Source organism: Georgenia sp. AZ-5 (assembly GCF_043952095.1).
GTDB lineage: Bacteria > Actinomycetota > Actinomycetes > Actinomycetales > Actinomycetaceae > Georgenia.
Window position 1 is genome coordinate 1,360,190 of the sequence record NZ_JBINOU010000001.1, and the last position, 15,871, is coordinate 1,376,060.

Here is a 15,871-nt window from a genome sequence, read left to right on the forward strand (position 1 = left end):
TGCCCGTAGGGTCGGGTCCCATGAGCACAACCCTCCTGCCGGACCTGGCCACCTGCGACCTCGCCGACCTCACCGCCGCCGTGTGCGACATCCCCTCGGTCTCGGGGGAGGAGGGCGCGCTCGCCGACGCGATCGAGGCGGGCCTGCGCGCCTGCGCGCACCTGGAGGTGCTGCGGGACGGTGACGCCGTGGTGGCCCGGACCAACCTCGGCCGCGAGCGGCGCGTGGTGGTGGCCGGTCACATCGACACCGTGCCGATCAAGGACAACGTGCCGACCTGGCGGCGCACGGCCGCGGACGGCGTCGAGGAGCTGTGGGGCCGCGGGACCGTGGACATGAAGGGCGGGGTCGCCGTCGCCCTGCACCTGGCCGCCAGGCTCGCCGCCCCCCGCTGGGACGTCACCTGGGTCTTCTACGACCACGAGGAGGTCCAGGCCGAGCTCAACGGCCTAGGCCGGCTCGTGCGCGTGCACCCCGACTGGGTGACCGGCGACGTCGCGATCCTCGGGGAGCCCACCGACGGCGGCATCGAGGGCGGCTGCAACGGCACGCTGCGGGCGGAGGTGCGCACCACCGGGCGCACCGCCCACTCCGCCCGCGCCTGGCGCGGGGACAACGCCGTGCACAAGGCGGCGGGCATCCTCGACCGGCTGGGCGCCTACACCGCCGCGGAGGTGGAGGTGGACGGCCTCGTCTACCGCGAGGGGCTGAGCGCCGTGGGGATCCGCGGCGGCATCGCCAACAACATGATCCCCGACGAGTGCGTCGTCACCGTGAACTACCGCTTCGCGCCCTCCCGCACGACCGCGGAGGCGGAGGCGCACGTGCGGGAGGTCTTCGCCGGCCACGAGGTCACGATCACCGACCTCGCCGGGGGTGCCCGCCCGGGCCTGGACTCCCCGCTCGTGGCCGGCTTCGTGGAGGCCGTCACCGCGACCACCGGCGCCGTCCCCGGCCCGAAGTACGGCTGGACGGACGTCGCGCGGTTCGCGGAGCTCGGCGTGCCGGCGGTGAACTTCGGCCCCGGCGACCCGATGCTCGCGCACGCCGACGACGAGCGCTGCGCCATCGACCAGGTCCGAGCCTGCGCCGCGGCGCTGGCGGCGTGGCTCGCCTGAGGCGGCGTCCCGCGCCACGGCGCGCCTGGGAGGCGGCGCGCCGCGCCACGGCCTGGCTCGCGAGATCCTCGCACCGGCGAGGACACTGGTCCCCATGACACGTCAGGTGCACGCCAACCACGACCACGGCGACGGCTACCGTCGCGGGCCCGTGATCCTTCGCGGCGACCAGATCCCGCAGGAGACGACCGACGCCCGGCTGCTCGCGCCCGAGCAGGACACCAGCTGGGTCCACCAGGACCCGTGGCGGGTGATGCGCATCCAGGCGGAGTTCGTCGAGGGCTTCGGTGCGCTCGCGGAGATCGGCCCGGCCATCTCCGTCTTCGGCTCGGCCCGCGTGCAGCCGGGGGAGCCGGAGTACGCCATCGCGGAGGAGGTCGGCCGCCGGCTGGTCGAGGCGCGCTTCGCCGTCGTCACCGGTGGCGGGCCCGGGATCATGGAGGCCGCGAACAAGGGCGCCTGCGAGGCGGACGGCGTGTCCGTCGGCCTCGGGATCGAGCTGCCGTTCGAGCAGGGCATGAACCGCTGGGTCGACCTCGGCGTGAACTTCCGGTACTTCTTCGCCCGCAAGACCATGTTCGTCAAGTACTCCCAGGGCTTCATCGTCCTGCCCGGCGGGTTCGGCACGATGGACGAGCTCTTCGAGGCGCTCACCCTGGTGCAGACCCAGAAGGTGTCCTCCTTCCCGATCGTCCTGGTCGGCAGGCGGTACTGGGCCGGCCTGGTCGACTGGATCCGGACCACGATGGTCGAGCGCGGCACGATCAACCCCGCCGACGTCGACCTCATGCCCGTGGTGGACACCGCGGAGGAGGCGGTCGAGGCGGTGCTGAGCCGTGTCGAGGTCCTCGCGAGGGAGCGACAGGCGCAGGAAGCCGCGGCTGTCGAGGCCGGCGGCGCGGCCGAGTGATCTAGACTTACCACCAGCGACAGTCCGAACGGAGCCGGGAACCCGCCCGGTGGCGAGGGCTGGTCAGTGACCACGAGAAGAGGGGTGCACCACATGGCCGCGATGAAGCCGAGGACCGGAGACGGGCCGCTCGAGGTGACCAAGGAGGGCCGCGGCATCGTCATGCGCGTCCCGCTCGAGGGTGGCGGCCGTCTGGTCGTCGAGCTCACCCCGGCCGAGGCCGGCGAGCTGAGCGAGGCGCTCAGCGCGGTGGCCGGCTGAGCTCAGCCACGCACAGACCACACGAGACGGCCGGTCAGCCCCGCTGACCGGCCGTCTCGGTGGTCCGGCCGGGTGCCGGCGCGCCACGACCAGAACGAAGGGGACCATGCACACACCCACGCTGCCCGAGGTCGTCCTCCTCGCCGAGCACCTCGACGGCGCCGCATGGCGCGAGTACGCGCCCGGCGTCGTCGCCGTGCCCGTGGCGCCCGCCCCCGAGGGCGAGGACGAGGTCCAGCCGCGCGGCGGCGTGGCCGACGCCGCGGCGCTCTACGGCATCGACCTCATGCACGAGGCCGAGCGGCAGGACGTGAAGGGGCAGGCCGGGCAGACGGCGGTCGTCCACCTGCCCCGCGTGCTGCCGGGCGTCGCGCAGGTCCCGTGGGCCGGTCTCCCGCCGGCGGTGGTGCTCCTCGGCATCGGCGACGGCGGACCCGCCGCCCTGCGCCGGGCCGGCCTGGCCCTGGGCCGGGCGGCCGCCGGTACCGGCACCGCGGTGACCACCGTGGGCGCCGGACCGGCGCCCGAGGCGCTGCGCGCCTTCGTCGAGGGCTTCTCGCTGGCGGCCTTCCGCATGCCGCGCTCCGGGCGCACGGACGCCCCGGGCAAGCCGCCGGCCGAGCGCCTGGTCCTCCTCGGCGCCGCCGGCGCAGAGGCCGAGGCCGCCGTGGCCGCCGCATGCGCCGGCGTGCGCGCCACCTGGCTGACCCGGCTGCTGGCGGCGACGCCGTCGAACACCAAGAACCCGGCCTGGCTGGCCGAGCGCGCCGCGGAGCTCGCCGCGGCCGCCCCACAGGCGGGCGGCTCGCTCGAGGTGGCGGTGCACGACGAGGAGTGGCTCCGCCGCCAGGGGATGGAGGGCATCCTCGCGGTGGGCGGCGGGTCCGTCACGCCGCCGCGCCTGGTCACCGTCGCCTGGACCCCCGCCCGCACCGCCGCGACCACCCGCACGGTGGTCCTGGTCGGCAAGGGCATCACCTTCGACACCGGCGGCATCTCGCTCAAGCCGCGCGAGGCGATGATCCCGATGAAGACGGACATGGCCGGGTCCGCGACGGTCCTGACCACCGTGCTCGCCGCCGCCGAGCTGGGCCTGCCGCACCGCGTCGTCGCCGTCCTGGCCCTCGCCGAGAACGCCATGGGCGGGGCCTCCTACCGGCCCGGCGACGTCGTGCGCGTGTACGACGGAACCACCGTGGAGGTGTCGAACACCGACGCCGAGGGCCGCATGGTGCTCGCCGACGGGCTCGGCTGGGCGCGCGCCACCCTGCGGCCGGACGTGCTGATCGACGTCGCCACGCTCACCGGCGCGGCGACGCTGGGCCTCGGCCGCGGCCACGCCGCTCTCTACGCCACCGACGAGGACCTGGCCGCCGCCCTGGTGGGCGCGGGGGAGGCGGCGGGCGAGCACGCGTGGCGCATGCCGCTCGTGGGGGACTACCGGCCCGCGCTGGAGTCGGAGGTCGCCGACATCGCCCACGCCAGCGCCGACCCGCACGTGGGCGCCGGCTCCATCACGGCGGCGCTGTTCCTGCGGCACTTCGTGGGGGACACCCCGTGGGCGCACCTGGACATCGCCGGGGCGGGACGCACGGGCGGCAAGCATCACGAGCTGCCCGCGGCCGCGCCCACCGGCTACGGTGCCCGGCTGCTGCTGCGCTATCTCGAGGGCCTCGGCTGAGGTGCGCCGGCCCGAGAGGTTCGACCTCGCGGGCGCACGACCCGGGCCGGGGGGCCCGGCAGGGGCGGCTAGCGCCGCACGCCCACCAGCAGGCCGTCGCCGCTGGGCAGCAGCGCGCTGACCAGGCGCTCGTCGGCGCGCACCATCTTGCCGAGCTCACGAACGGCCACGGTGGTGTCGTCGCGGCGGGCGGGGTCGGCGACGCGGTCGTGCCACAGCGCCGCGTTGACGGCGAGGATGCCGCCGGGGCGCAGCAGCCGCACCGCCTGCGCGACGTCCTCGGCCGCCTCGCCCGGGTCGCCGTCGACGAGCACGAGGTCGTAGGCGCCGTCCGCGAGGCGGGGCAGCACGTCCAGGGCCCGGCCGGCGATGAGGCGGGTGCGGGCGTGCCGGACGCCCGCGGCGGCGAACGCCTGCCGCGCCGCGCGCTGGTGCTCCGACTCCACGTCGATCGTGGTCAGGACGCCGTCCGGGGCCATGCCGCCCAGCAACCACAGCGCGCTGACCCCGGTGCCCGTGCCCACCTCGGCGACCGCGTGCGCCCGGCCCGCCGCCGCGAGCACGCGCAGGGCCGCCCCGGTACCGGCGGAGACGGGGGTGACCCCGAGCTCCTCGGCGCGCAGGCGGGCGTCGGCGATCGCGTCGTCCTCCGGGACGAACTCTTCGGTGTAGGCCCAGGACTGGACCTTGTCGGCAACGATGGTGGGCCTCCGGGTGGTGCGGGCGGGGGGCCGCCGGGACGAGGCGGGCCAAAGGGTGATGCTACCGGTGGGAGGCGTCTTCCCAGGCGGTGTCCAGGTTGCCTCCGTACGATGACTGCCATCGAGACCGAAGGACTGGACATGGCTGACGACGACCTCTCCTCCCCGGCGCCCCTCCTGGAGGGGGCGGAGGGCGGCTGGGCGCCGCCGTCCTGGGAGCAGATCGTCACGGAGCACTCCGGGCGGGTGTACCGGCTCGCGTACCGCCTGACCGGCAACCGCGCCGACGCGGAGGACCTCACCCAGGAGACGTTCGTGCGGGTCTTCCGCTCGCTGCACTCCTACAAGCCGGGCAACTTCGACGGCTGGCTGCACCGCATCACCACCAACCTCTTCCTCGACCAGGCGCGGCGGCGCTCCAGGGTGCGCCTCGACCCGATCGGCGAGTCCACCGAGCGGTTGCCCAGCCTGCACGACGCCGAGGAGCCCGAGCGCGGCTTCGAGCACGCGCACCTGGACCTCGACGTGCAGGCGGCGCTCGACTCCCTGCCGCCGCGCTACCGCGCCGCCGTGGTGCTGTGCGACATCGAGGGCCTGAGCTACGAGGAGATCGCCACGACCCTGGGCATCAAGATGGGCACGGTCCGCTCGCGGATCCACCGGGCCCGCGCCATGCTCCGGGACCAGCTCGAGCACCGCCGTCCCGCCGGCAAGGCCGCGGACGCCGCGCACGACCGCGCCGCCGCCGTCGCCGGGGGCGCCGGATGAGTCACCTCGGCGACGACGTCAGCGCTCTCGTCGACGGGCAGCTCCCGCCCGAGCGTGCCGAGGAGGCCCTCGCGCACCTGGTCACCTGCGACGTGTGCGCGGCTGAGGTCGCGGCCGAGCGGGCGTCCCGGCGCCGCCTGTCCCAGGCGCGCGACGTCCCGCCCAGCACCGAGCTCACCTCCCGCCTGATCGGCCTCGCCAGCCGGCCGCCCGAGCCGCCCCGCGGCGGGTGGGCGGGGCGGGCGTGGGAGCCGCTCGCCGACCCGCGCGCCCGGCACCGCCTCGTCACCCGCTCCGGGCTCGCCCTCGCCGGCGCGGCCGGCGTGGTGGGCACGCTGCTGGTGGTGGGCACCCTCGCGGAGCGGCCCGGTAACCCGACGGCGATGCTGGCGCAGGTCACCGGCCCGGACGGGGGCGAGACCGAGCTGGTGCTCAGCCCCTCCAGCGTCTTCCTCGAGTCCGGCCCCGACGTCGACACCACCCGCGCCGCGCTGGCGTGGCTCGAGGAGCACGACTGGGCCGCGCCCCGGACGGTGCCGGACGAGCTGCACGTGAGCGCGCTGGAGAGCGTCGAGACGGCGGCGGGGGAGACGCTCATCGAGCTCGAGCTCGTGGGGCAGGGCCACCAGGTGACGGTGGTCCAGCAGCGAGGGGTGCTCGACGCGGCCTCCGTGGCGCACCTCCCGGCGGTCGACCTGGGCAAGGCGCAGGGGTACGAGGTGCCGGTTCCCGGCACGGCGCTGGTGATGCAGTGCGACGACGTCGTGACCCTGGTGGCGTCGCGCGGTCCCGAGGCGCTGGTGCGGGCGGTGGCCGCCGAGCTGCCCGTGACGGCGCCGGGATCCGGGATGGCCGACCGTCTGGGCCTCGGGTGGCAGACACTCGTGGGGTGGACGGACCTGATCGGGCAGAACCCGTGACCCTCGACGGCGAAGGCCGGGACGTGCCCCAGGACGCCTCGGGCCGTGCCGCGGGTCGCGCGGCGCGGCCTGACCCGGCGCGGCCTGACGACCCGGCGCGGCCGGACGACCAAGCCCGGCCGGACGACCAAGCCCGGCCGGACGACGGCGCCGACGCGAGCGCTCAGGCGCCCGGCGCCGGCGGGCCTACGCCCGCGCGCGGGCCCACCGCGGGCGGCCCGGCCTACGACTACGCGCCCACGCCGCCGCCCCGGCCCGAGCCGTACCACCGGGTCGGCGGTTCCGGCTCCTTCGCCGCGCCGTACGACCCGTACGCCAGGGCGCCCCAGGCGGGGCAGCCGTACCCGCCGCCGAGCGCGCCCGTGGCTCCGTGGCGGTCCGGGCAGCCCTACCCGCGCCGGCTCCGCCACGGCGAGCCGGACCGCGGGGCGCCCGTGCCGCCGTCGGGGCCCGGCCTGCGCCCGTGGCGGCGCCGGGGACCCCACCCGGCCGCCGGCGACCCCGCCGCCGGCCAGGCGCACGAAGCCGCGGCCGGGTACGCCCACCCGGGGGGTCCCGCGGCCGGCGCGCACGACCTGGACCGGGACGGCCAGCCCGCACCGCATCCTGCGGCGCACCAGGAGCCGCCCGGCGGGCGCGGTGGCGACACCGGCGCCCACCCCGGTGGGCCGTCCGGTCAGCCCGGCTACGACGGCCGCTCGGCGCCCACCACCTACAGCCGGCTCGACGACGTCTTCGCCTCCGCGTCGGACCGGCCCCACCGGCCGCGCCGCACCGTCGCCGCGGGCGTGGTCGTTCTCCTCGTTATCGTGGCGCTCCTGGCGGGCATCCTCATCGGCGGCCTCGGGGCGCGGACGTTCTTTGACGTCGGCAGCCCCGGGACCGTGACCCTGCCCACCTCGGCCGGGGCGGACGCGGACCGGGCGCCGGAGTCCGTGGCCGGCATCGCCGAGCGCGTCCTGCCCTCCACCGTCTACATCGAGGCACGCGCCGGCGGCCAGGGCAGCTCCGGGACCGGCATGGTGCTGCGCGAGGACGGCTACGTCATCACCAACAACCACGTGATCGAGCTCGCCGTGGACGGCGGGCAGGTCGTCGTCGTCTTCCCGGACGGGCGGGAGGAGCAGGCCGAGGTCGTCGGGCGCACCCCGGACTACGACCTCGCCGTGCTGAGGGTGGACCGGCAGGACCTCGAGCCGCTGGTGCTCGCCGACTCCGACACCGTCGCCGTGGGCGACCCGGTCGTCGCGGTGGGCGCCCCGCTCGGCCTGCAGGGCACGGTGACCACCGGGATCGTCAGCGCCCTCAACCGGCCGGTGCGGGCAGGCGGGGGCGGTGCGTCCACCTTCATCAACGCCATCCAGACCGACGCGGCGATCAACCCCGGCAACTCCGGCGGGCCCCTCGTGGACGCCGCCGGCCAGGTGGTCGGCATCAACACCGCCATCGCGCAGGCCTCCGGCACGCCGCAGGCGACGGGCTCGATCGGGCTCGGCTTCGCGATCCCGTCCAACCAGGTCCGGCGCACCGCGGAGCAGATCATCGCCGAGGGCCGGGCAACCTACCCCGTGCTCGGCGTGGCGCTCGACACCAGGTACACGGGCGAGGGCGTCCAGGTGCTCCCGGGTGACGAGGGCGGCCAGACCGCGGTGACCCCCGGCGGTCCCGGCGACCTCGCCGGGATCCGCCCCGGGGACGTCATCGTGAGCATCGACGGGCGCCCCGTGACGGACCCCGACGAGCTGATCGTCGCCATCCGCTCGAAGGCGCCGGGCGACACCGTCGAGCTCGAGGTCCGGCGGGACGGCGACCAGCGGACCGTCTCCGTGGTGCTGGGCGAGGAGTCCAGCTGAGGCGACGGCGTCACGCGCGGGGCCTCCGGCCCCCTATCCTGGCCTGGTGATGGGGATCTCGGGCGGCGAGCTGGTCGTCCTCCTCGTCCTCGCCTTCCTGCTGGTGGGGCCGGAACGGCTGCCCGAGCTGGCCCAGCAGCTCGGACGCCTCACCCGCGAGCTCAAGAAGCTCGCCACGGGCGCCAAGGAGCGCGTCCGCGAGGAGCTGGGCCCGGAGTACGAGGACCTGTCCAAGCTCGACCCGCGGCAGTACGACCCCCGCCGGATCGTGCGCGAGGCGCTCCTCGACGAGCCTGCGCGACCGGCGAGGCGCCCGCCCGCCGCCCGGCGCAGGCCGCCCGCCCGCGCCGCGGCGGCCGCCGGGGCGGCGGCGGGGGCCGCCGTCGTCCCACCCACCCCGGCCGAGGGGGCCGACGCTGCCACCGGTGCGGCGCGCCCCGACCTCCCGGGCACCGGCGGCGCGACCGCCACGACGACCGCCGTCCCGCCCACGGACGAGGCGCCGGCGACCGCGCCCGCCGGCAGCTCCGCGCCCACCGGCAGCTCCGCGACGGCCGACGCCGCCGCACCCGCCGCGGCGGCGCCCGCCGGCGCAGCGTTCGCCGGGGACGCCGCGGCGCCCGCCGACGCCGCGGCCTACGTGGTGCCGTTCGACGACGAGGCCACCTGAGCGGGCGCACCTGGTCGGCCCGCCCTAGCGTGGGACCCATGAGCGAGAACCCCGACACCATCAAGGACCCCGAGGAGTGGACCACCGGCGAGGAGCCGGCCACGGGCGCGCAGCTGAGCTACCTGGGCACGCTCGCGCGCGAGGCCGGCCGGGAGGTGCCCGAGAACCTCACCAAGGCGCAGGCGTCCAGCCTCATCGACGAGCTGCAGGACAAGAGCAAGCGCGTCTCCGGCCAGGACTGACGCCGGCCCCGCACCGCGCGGCCGGCCGGCGGCCCAGGAGGGACGACGAGGCCCGGCCACCGCCGACGGCGACCGGCCCCGGGCGTGCCTCGTCAGCGCCCCACCGGGCTGATCCCGAGCGAGCGGCCGGCCAGGCCGCGGGCGCGGTGGGAGAGGCGCCGGGCCACCGACCGCAGCGCCTCGGCGGCGGGGGAGGCGCCGTCGCCGAGCACGAGCGGGGTGCCTGTGTCGCCCGCCTCGCGCAGCGGCTGCTCCACCGGGACCTGCGCCATGAGCGGCACCTGGTAGCCCAGCGCCGTGGACAGCTCCTCGGCCACGCGCGCGCCGCCGCCGGAGCCGAAGAGCTCCACGTGGGTGCCGTCCGGCTGCTCCAGCCAGGACATGTTCTCCACGACGCCGACGACGTGCTGGTGCGTCTGCGCGGCGATGACGCCCGCCCGCTGCGCCACCTCGGCGGCGGCCACCTGGGGGGTGGTCACCACGAGGATCTCGGAGTTCGGCAGCAGCTGCGCCACGGAGATGGCGATGTCGCCGGTGCCGGGCGGAAGGTCCAGCAGCAGCACGTCCAGGTCGCCCCAGAACACGTCGGCGAGGAACTGCTGCAGCGCCCGGTGCAGCATCGGCCCGCGCCACACCACCGGGGCGTTGTCGCGGGTGAACATGCCGATGGAGATGACCTTCACGTCCTTGGCCACCGGCGGCAGGATCATGTCGTCGACCTTGGTCGGCGGGTGCTCGACGCCCAGCATGCGCGGGATCGAGAAGCCGTAGATGTCGGCGTCGACCACGCCCACCTTCAGCCCGTCGGCGGCCATCGCCGCGGCCAGGTTCGCCGTGACCGAGGACTTGCCGACCCCGCCCTTGCCGGAGGTGACGGCGTAGATGCGGGTGAGGGAGCCGGGCTGCGCGAAGGGGATCACCGGCTCGGCGACGCCGCCGCGCAGCATGGTGCGCAGGTCGCGGCGCTGCTCGTCCGTCATCACGCCCATCTCGACGCGCACGCCGGTGACGCCGTCGAGCGCCCCGACCTTCGTCGTGACGTCGCGGGTGATGGTGTCCTTGAGCGGGCAGCCGGCGGTGGTGAGGTCGACGCCGACCACCACCTCGCCGTCGTCGCCGACCACGACGGAGCGGACCATGTTCAGCTCGGTGATCGGGCGCCGGATCTCGGGGTCGATGACGCCCGCGAGCTCGGCGCGGACCGCCTCGACGGTGGGAGCACTCATGCCCTACATCGTAGGCGGGTCCGAGGAGGCCCTCGGACCGGATCCCCGGGAGCGCTCGTGGGCCTCGTGCATGGCGGCCAGCTCCCGCTCGAGGTCCCGGATGCGCTCGTCGCGCTCCTCCACGATGTCCTCGAGCACGCTGCGCAGCTCCGAGCGGACGAAGTCGCGGGTGGCGACCTCGTTCAGGGCCAGCCGCACCGCCGCCATCTCTCTCGCCAGGAACTCGGTGTCGGCGAGGTTGCGCTCGGCCCGCTGCCGGTCCTGCTCGGCCGCGACCCGGTCGCGGTCCACCTGCCGGTTCTGCGCCAGCAGGATCAGCGGCGAGGAGTAGGAGGCCTGCAGGGACAGCATGAGCGTCAGGGCGGTGAAGCCCAGCGCGGCGGAGTCGAACTGCAGGTGGCGCGGGGCGAGGGTGTTCCACAGCAGCCAGGCGGCGCAGAACAGCGTGAGGTACAGCAGGAACCGCGGCGTGCCGAGGAACCGGGCGATGGCCTCGGAGACCCGGCCGTAGGCCTCGGGGTCCACGCGTCGGCGCGGCAGCCAGCGGCGCCGCGCCTCCAGGGGGGTGTCGAGCCGCTCAGCCATGGGCGCTCCTGTCGACGGCCTGGTCGGTCACATCCTCGTCGGCGTCGCGCCAGTCTGCGGGGAGCAGGTGGTCCAGGACGTCGTCGACCGAGACCGCGCCGAGCAGCCGGCCCTCGTCGTCGACCACCGGCATGGCGGTGAGGTTGTAGGTGGCGAGCAGCCGGGTGACCTTGCCGATGCCGTCCTCCGGGTGGAGCGGGTCGATGTCCTTGTCCAGCAGCGAGCCGAGGAGCTCGTGCGGGGCCTCGCGCAGCGCCCGCTGGAGGTGCACGACCCCGAGCAGCTTGCCCGTCGGGGTCTCCAGGGGCGGGCGGACGACGAAGATCATCGCGCCGAGGGCCGGCGTGACGTCCTCGCGCCGGGCGTGGGCGAGCGCGGCGGCGACAGGCGCCTCCGGCGGCATGATGATCGGCTCGGTGGTCATGAGGCCGCCGGCGGTGTTCTCCTCGTAGGCCAGCAGGCGGCGCACGTCCTCGGCCTCGTCCGGCTCCATCCGGCGGAGCAGCTCGGTCGCCGTCTCCGACGGCAGCTCCGAGACCAGGTCCGCGGCGTCGTCGGGCTCCATCGCCTCCAGGACGTCGGCGGCGCGCTCGGGGTCCAGGCCCGAGACGATGGAGACGCGGTCCTCCTCGCCGAGCTCCTCGAGGACGTCCGCCAGGCGCTCGTCCTCCAGCTCGCGCGCCACCTCGAGGCGGCGGGCGACCGGCAGGTCGCGCAGCACGTCGGCGATGTCCGCGGGCTTGAGGTCCTCCAGCGTGGCCAGCAGGGCCGTCGCGCCCTGCTGGGCGGGGCTGCCCGCGAGGCCGGTGACCTCCGAGACGTCGACCACCTGGGTCTCGCCGCGGCGCAGCAGCCCGCCGCGGCTGCTGCGGCGCACGAAGAGCTTGGTGACGTGCCAGTCGCGGTTGCGCTGCTGCTCGATCGCGACGTCCTCGACGGTCGCCACGCCGGAGCCGTCCCGGAAGGTCACCTGGCGGTCGAGGAGCTCGGCGACGACGAGCGTCTCGGTGGCGCGTCGCTGGAAGCGGCGGATGTTCACGAGGCCGGTGGTGATGACCGCGCCGGCGTCGATGCTCGTCACGCGCGTGAGCGGGAGGAACACCCGCCGCTTGCCGGGGACCTCGACGACGAGGCCCACGGCGCGGGGGGCGCCCTTCACGCGGACGAGCACGACGACGTCGTGCACCCGCCCGACCTGGTCGCCGAGCGGGTCGAACACGGGGGTGCCGGCCAGTCGCGCCACGTACACGCGGCTCGGCGGCGCGCTGCTCCGGGTGATGGTGGTGCTCACGGCGGCAAGCCTAGGCCCGCCCCGGCCGCGGGTGCGTCCGGGGCCCGCCGCGGGAACGCCGCAGGTGGCGGGAACGGGGCGCGCAGAGGGGCGTCACGGGGGTGCGCGGGAGCGGCGCGGTGGGCGGACGTGGCACGGGGCTGCCCGCTGGAGGAAGATCGGGGCATGGCCATGGTGCGCAAGCAGAACGACACGTCGGTCCCCACGATGCCCACCGGGGTCGAGGTGGCGTCCTTCGCGACCTACCTCGAGGCGCAGAAGGCGGTCGACCACCTCTCGGACGAGGCGTTCCCGGTGCGGAACGTGACGATCGTCGGCTCCGACCTCCGGCTCGTGGAGCGGATCACCGGGCGGCTGACCTACGCCCGGGTCGCCGGGGCGGGCGCGATGAGCGGCGCCTGGTTCGGGCTGATGATCTCGCTGCTGTTCTGGTTGCTCACCCCCTCGGGCGAGTTCCCGTTGCTTGCCGGCGTCCTCATCGGCGCCGCCTTCGGGATCCTCTTCGCGATCGTCTCGTACGCCTTCACCGGCGGGAAGCGGGACTTCACCTCCGCCAGCCAGGTGGTGGCCTCCCGCTACACCATCCTGTGCGCGCCGGAGAGCGCCGGCGAGGCCCGCCGCCTCCTGAGTGACGCCGGGCAGCGCGGCTGGGCGCCGCCGTCGGGCCGCCCAGCGACGACGCCCCCGGCCGCGCCGTACAACCCGTACGGCACGCCGCGGCCCGCCGACCCCGGCGCCGCGCAGCCGGGCGCCGCCGAACCCGGCGCGACCCAGCCCGGTGGCCCTGCAGGCGCCGGGCAGCCGGGGCAGCCGGGGCAGCCGGAGACCGCCTCGCGGCCCGCGCCGGCGGCTGAGCGGCCCCGGTACGGCCTGCGCCTGGAGGACCTGGAGCAGGCGGGCCCGGCGGGGCCCGCGGCCCCCGGCGCGCCCGCCGGTGCGGGGCCGGCCGGCGCGCCCGGCGGTGGCGGACCCACGCACGAGGCCGCGGGGGAGGATCCCGGCGCGCGGGGCGCCGGGGAGCCCGGCACGGACGACCGTGGCCCGGGCCGCGCATGAGCGCGCCCATCCCGGTGGGCCTCTCGACGTCGTCGGTGTACCCGGGTGGTGTGGAGGAGACGTTCGCCCTCGCACGCGACCTCGGCTACGACGGCGTCGAGGTCATGGTCCTGCGCGACCCCGACAGCCAGGACGCCGCGCGCCTGCGGCGCCTCAGCGAGGAGCACGGGCTGCCCGTCCTCGCCATCCACGCGCCCACCCTGCTGCTCACCCAGGGCGTGTGGGGCAAGGACCCGTGGGACAAGATCGACCGGTCCACGGAGCTGGCGCACGCCGTCGGCTCCGACGTGGTCGTGGTGCACCCGCCGTTCCGGTGGCAGCGCTCCTACGCGGAGCACTTCGTCGGCGCCATCGCCGAGCGCGAGCGGCTCGACGGGATGCGCCTGGCGGTGGAGAACATGTTCCCGTGGCGCGCCCGCACCCAGAAGCGGGAGCGCACCATGCAGGCCTACCTGCCCGGCTGGGACCCGCTCGAGCACGACTACGGCTCGGTGACGCTGGACCTCTCGCACACCGCGACGGCCGGGCTGGACCCCGACACCACGCTCGCCATGGCCGACGAGCTGTTCCCGCGGCTGGCGCACCTGCACCTCGCCGACGGCACGAACACCTTCATGGACGAGCACCTCGTTCCCGGCAAGGGCGACCAGCCGTGCGCGCAGGTGCTGCACATGCTCGCCGCGCAGCGGTTCGCGGGCTCCGTCGTCGTCGAGGTCAACACCCGCAAGATGTCGGGGGTCGGCCGGCGTTCCGCGCTGGCGGAGTCGCTGGCCTTCGCGCGCAAGCACCTCGACGGCGCAGCGGCGGCCGCGCGGCCGTTCGCCGAGGAGGACGTTCCCGAGGAGAGCTGACCGCGGGGCGGTGCGGGCCCGGCCCCCGCGACCGCCCGCCCCGCCGACAGACGCAGGGCCCGCGGCGCGCTCGCGCGCCGCGGGCCCCTGGTGGTCGGTCAGCCGCGGAGGGCCGCCATCCACGCCTCGATGTCGTCCGGCGTGCGCGGCAGCGCGGCGGAGAGGTTCTCCACCGAGCCGTCCTCGCGGACGAGGATGTCGTCCTCGATGCGCACGGCGATGCCGCGCAGCTCCTCGGGGACCTTCAGGTCGTCCGCCCAGAAGTACAGCCCGGGCTCGATGGTGAAGATCATCCCGGGCCGCAGGTCCGCGTCGAGGTACATCTCGCGCCGCGCCTGCGCGCAGTCGTGCACGTCCAGGCCCAGGTGGTGGCTGGTGCCGTGCACCATCCAGCGGCGGTGGTACTGCCCCTCCGGCGCCAGGGACTCCTCGGCGGTGCCCGGCAGCATGCCCCACCCGGCCAGCCGGGCGGCGAGGACCTCCATGGCGGCGGCGTGCAGGTCCCGGAACTTCGCACCCGGCTGCCCGGCGCGGGCGAAGGCGGCGTCGGCGGCGTCCAGCACGGCCTCGTAGACCTTGCGCTGGGCCGGGGTGAAGACCCCGTCGACCGGCAGCGTGCGGGTGACGTCGGCGGTGTACAGCGAGTCGACCTCCACGCCCGCGTCGATGAGCACCAGCTCGCCCGGCCGCACGGCGCCGTCGTTGTTGATCCAGTGGAGGGTGTTGCCGTGGTTGCCGGCCGCGGCGATGGTCTCGTAGCCCAGGCCGTTGCCCTCCTCCCGGGCGCGGGCGCCGAAGACGCCCTCGATCACGCGCTCGCCGCGGGGGTGCTCGACCGCCCGGGGGAAGTTGCGCACGATGTCCTCGAAGCCCCTGGCCGTCGCGGCCACGGCCGCGCGCACCTGCTCCACCTCGTGCTCGTCCTTGCGCAGTCGCAGCTCGGACAGCGTCTCGGCGAGCGCCGCGTCGGCCTGCGCCGCGTCGGCGGTCAGCCCGGCCTGCTCGCGCACCGCCGACACGCGCGCCTCGACGGCGGCGTCGGACTGCGGGACGACCCGAAGCTGCACCTGGCCCGCGCCGACGTCCTTGGCGAGGGCGTCGCCCAGGGAGTCGATGTGCTCGGTGCGCAGGCCGGTGAGGGCCCCGACCTCCTCGAGCGAGGGGCGCGCGCCCACCCACAGCTCGCCGTAGCGGGAGTCGGCGTAGAACTCCTCGGTGTCCCGGCCGGCGCGCGGCCGGAAGTACAGCACGGCCTCGTGCGTGGGGGCGTCCTCCGGGGTCTCGCCGGCCGCGCGGGCCTCGCCGGCGGCCTCGAGCGGGTGCAGGACCAGCACGGCGTCCGGCTCCTGGTCCGTGCCCAGACCCGTGAGGTGCGCGAAGGCCGAGTGCGGCCGGAACCGGTAGTCGTTGTCGTTGTTGCGCCGGACCAGCTGGCCGGCGGGGACGACGAGCCGCTCGCCGGGGAAGAGCCGGCCCAGGGTGGCGCGGCGGGCCGCGGCGAAGTCGGCGGCGGGGGAGCGCTCCGGCAGGCCGTCGGGGCGCGGGCCCCAGCCGTCGGCGATGAAGGTGCGGAAGGCCTGGCTGTTCGGCTTCTGGGATCGGTTGTTGACGCGCTCGCTCAGCGGCTGCTCGGTGGACTCGGTCATGCCCCCATGCTCTCACCGGACGGCGACGGCGCCGCCGGGCACCGGCGTCCGGTCCGTCACGCCGCTGTTCGGCCCGCCCCCGGCGAGGCTCT

General features: G+C 76.0%; 16 protein-coding genes. 11 read left to right on the forward strand and 5 right to left on the reverse strand.

All coding sequences use genetic code 11. The features are described 5' to 3' along the window. Nucleotides 1–20: 20 nt before the first annotated feature. The 4 genes from dapE (at nucleotide 21) to ACF0H8_RS06475 (ending at nucleotide 3,970) form a co-directional block, all read left to right on the forward strand. Nucleotides 21–1,118 (forward strand): succinyl-diaminopimelate desuccinylase, encoded by a 1,098-nt coding sequence (gene dapE, locus ACF0H8_RS06460; RefSeq protein WP_395288141.1) that lies wholly within the window; start codon nucleotides 21–23, stop codon nucleotides 1,116–1,118. Nucleotides 1,119–1,212: 94 nt separating this feature from the next. Beyond that, nucleotides 1,213–2,028, forward strand: a complete 816-nt coding sequence (locus ACF0H8_RS06465; RefSeq protein ID WP_395288142.1) for a TIGR00730 family Rossman fold protein — start codon at nucleotides 1,213–1,215, stop codon at nucleotides 2,026–2,028. Nucleotides 2,029–2,121: 93 nt separating this feature from the next. Beyond that, complete coding sequence (locus ACF0H8_RS06470; RefSeq protein WP_123917334.1) at nucleotides 2,122–2,289, forward strand: DUF3117 domain-containing protein; 168 nt, start codon at nucleotides 2,122–2,124, stop codon at nucleotides 2,287–2,289. 106 nt (nucleotides 2,290–2,395) lie between these two features. Further along, nucleotides 2,396–3,970 (forward strand): leucyl aminopeptidase family protein, encoded by a 1,575-nt coding sequence (locus tag ACF0H8_RS06475; RefSeq protein WP_395288143.1) that lies wholly within the window; start codon nucleotides 2,396–2,398, stop codon nucleotides 3,968–3,970. A 68-nt stretch (nucleotides 3,971–4,038) separates the two neighbouring features. Here ACF0H8_RS06475 and ACF0H8_RS06480 read toward each other — a convergent pair whose 3' ends face one another. After that, nucleotides 4,039–4,671 (reverse strand): O-methyltransferase, encoded by a 633-nt coding sequence (locus ACF0H8_RS06480; RefSeq protein ID WP_395290828.1) that lies wholly within the window; start codon nucleotides 4,669–4,671, stop codon nucleotides 4,039–4,041. Nucleotides 4,672–4,812: 141 nt separating this feature from the next. Here ACF0H8_RS06480 and sigE point away from each other — a divergent pair, with 141 nt between their 5' ends. From sigE to ACF0H8_RS06505, 5 genes are read left to right on the forward strand one after another with little or no spacing between them, the layout of a single operon-like run. Then, nucleotides 4,813–5,439, forward strand: coding sequence for an RNA polymerase sigma factor SigE (gene sigE, locus ACF0H8_RS06485; RefSeq protein ID WP_395288144.1), 627 nt, complete (start codon nucleotides 4,813–4,815; stop codon nucleotides 5,437–5,439). Further along, nucleotides 5,436–6,359: an anti-sigma factor family protein gene (locus ACF0H8_RS06490; RefSeq protein ID WP_395288145.1), complete on the forward strand. Its 924-nt coding sequence runs from the start codon at nucleotides 5,436–5,438 to the stop codon at nucleotides 6,357–6,359. Before sigE ends, ACF0H8_RS06490 begins: the two co-directional genes overlap by 4 nt. Then, a complete protein-coding gene (locus ACF0H8_RS06495) occupies nucleotides 6,329–8,212 on the forward strand; it encodes a trypsin-like peptidase domain-containing protein (protein WP_395288146.1) in 1,884 nt (627 codons plus the stop codon). Before ACF0H8_RS06490 ends, ACF0H8_RS06495 begins: the two co-directional genes overlap by 31 nt. Before the next feature lie 49 nt (nucleotides 8,213–8,261). After that, a complete protein-coding gene (locus ACF0H8_RS06500; RefSeq protein WP_395290829.1) occupies nucleotides 8,262–8,882 on the forward strand; it encodes a twin-arginine translocase TatA/TatE family subunit in 621 nt (206 codons plus the stop codon). Nucleotides 8,883–8,920: 38 nt separating this feature from the next. Then, nucleotides 8,921–9,124, forward strand: a complete 204-nt coding sequence (locus tag ACF0H8_RS06505) for a DUF3072 domain-containing protein (protein WP_395288147.1) — start codon at nucleotides 8,921–8,923, stop codon at nucleotides 9,122–9,124. A gap of 92 nt (nucleotides 9,125–9,216) precedes the next feature. On the opposite strand, the gene ACF0H8_RS06510 is transcribed toward ACF0H8_RS06505, so the two are convergent. From ACF0H8_RS06510 to ACF0H8_RS06520, 3 genes are read right to left on the reverse strand one after another with little or no spacing between them, the layout of a single operon-like run. After that, nucleotides 9,217–10,350, reverse strand: coding sequence for an Mrp/NBP35 family ATP-binding protein (locus ACF0H8_RS06510; RefSeq protein WP_395288148.1), 1,134 nt, complete (start codon nucleotides 10,348–10,350; stop codon nucleotides 9,217–9,219). A gap of 3 nt (nucleotides 10,351–10,353) precedes the next feature. Beyond that, the gene (locus ACF0H8_RS06515; protein WP_395288149.1) at nucleotides 10,354–10,935 is read right to left on the reverse strand and encodes a DUF1003 domain-containing protein; all 582 of its coding nucleotides are present in this window, start codon (nucleotides 10,933–10,935) and stop codon (nucleotides 10,354–10,356) included. Then, on the reverse strand, nucleotides 10,928–12,226 hold the full coding sequence (locus ACF0H8_RS06520) for a magnesium transporter MgtE N-terminal domain-containing protein (protein WP_395288150.1): 1,299 nt from the start codon (nucleotides 12,224–12,226) through the stop codon (nucleotides 10,928–10,930). Before ACF0H8_RS06520 ends, ACF0H8_RS06515 begins: the two co-directional genes overlap by 8 nt. Before the next feature lie 165 nt (nucleotides 12,227–12,391). Here ACF0H8_RS06520 and ACF0H8_RS06525 point away from each other — a divergent pair, with 165 nt between their 5' ends. Further along, on the forward strand, nucleotides 12,392–13,282 hold the full coding sequence (locus tag ACF0H8_RS06525) for a general stress protein (RefSeq protein ID WP_395288151.1): 891 nt from the start codon (nucleotides 12,392–12,394) through the stop codon (nucleotides 13,280–13,282). Continuing rightward, entirely contained in the window at nucleotides 13,279–14,133 is an 855-nt protein-coding gene (locus ACF0H8_RS06530) for a sugar phosphate isomerase/epimerase family protein (protein WP_395288152.1), read from the forward strand. The genes ACF0H8_RS06525 and ACF0H8_RS06530 overlap by 4 nt, the downstream gene beginning before the upstream one ends. Before the next feature lie 98 nt (nucleotides 14,134–14,231). On the opposite strand, the gene ACF0H8_RS06535 is transcribed toward ACF0H8_RS06530, so the two are convergent. Beyond that, nucleotides 14,232–15,779 (reverse strand): aminopeptidase P N-terminal domain-containing protein, encoded by a 1,548-nt coding sequence (locus ACF0H8_RS06535; RefSeq protein ID WP_395288153.1) that lies wholly within the window; start codon nucleotides 15,777–15,779, stop codon nucleotides 14,232–14,234. Nucleotides 15,780–15,871 lie beyond the last annotated feature (92 nt).

Bases quoted from the DNA above. Each gene is read 5' to 3' on its own strand.
- dapE (WP_395288141.1), top strand. From the start codon at position 21: ATGAGCACAACCCTCCTGCCGGACCTGGCCACCTGCGACCTCGCCGAC.
- ACF0H8_RS06465 (WP_395288142.1), top strand. From the start codon at position 1,213: ATGACACGTCAGGTGCACGCCAACCACGACCACGGCGACGGCTACCGT.
- ACF0H8_RS06470 (WP_123917334.1), top strand. From the start codon at position 2,122: ATGGCCGCGATGAAGCCGAGGACCGGAGACGGGCCGCTCGAGGTGACC.
- ACF0H8_RS06475 (WP_395288143.1), top strand. From the start codon at position 2,396: ATGCACACACCCACGCTGCCCGAGGTCGTCCTCCTCGCCGAGCACCTC.
- sigE (WP_395288144.1), top strand. From the start codon at position 4,813: ATGGCTGACGACGACCTCTCCTCCCCGGCGCCCCTCCTGGAGGGGGCG.
- ACF0H8_RS06490 (WP_395288145.1), top strand. From the start codon at position 5,436: ATGAGTCACCTCGGCGACGACGTCAGCGCTCTCGTCGACGGGCAGCTC.
- ACF0H8_RS06500 (WP_395290829.1), top strand. From the start codon at position 8,262: ATGGGGATCTCGGGCGGCGAGCTGGTCGTCCTCCTCGTCCTCGCCTTC.
- ACF0H8_RS06505 (WP_395288147.1), top strand. From the start codon at position 8,921: ATGAGCGAGAACCCCGACACCATCAAGGACCCCGAGGAGTGGACCACC.
- ACF0H8_RS06510 (WP_395288148.1), bottom strand. From the start codon at position 10,350: ATGAGTGCTCCCACCGTCGAGGCGGTCCGCGCCGAGCTCGCGGGCGTC.
- ACF0H8_RS06515 (WP_395288149.1), bottom strand. From the start codon at position 10,935: ATGGCTGAGCGGCTCGACACCCCCCTGGAGGCGCGGCGCCGCTGGCTG.
- ACF0H8_RS06525 (WP_395288151.1), top strand. From the start codon at position 12,392: ATGGCCATGGTGCGCAAGCAGAACGACACGTCGGTCCCCACGATGCCC.
- ACF0H8_RS06530 (WP_395288152.1), top strand. From the start codon at position 13,279: ATGAGCGCGCCCATCCCGGTGGGCCTCTCGACGTCGTCGGTGTACCCG.
- ACF0H8_RS06535 (WP_395288153.1), bottom strand. From the start codon at position 15,779: ATGACCGAGTCCACCGAGCAGCCGCTGAGCGAGCGCGTCAACAACCGA.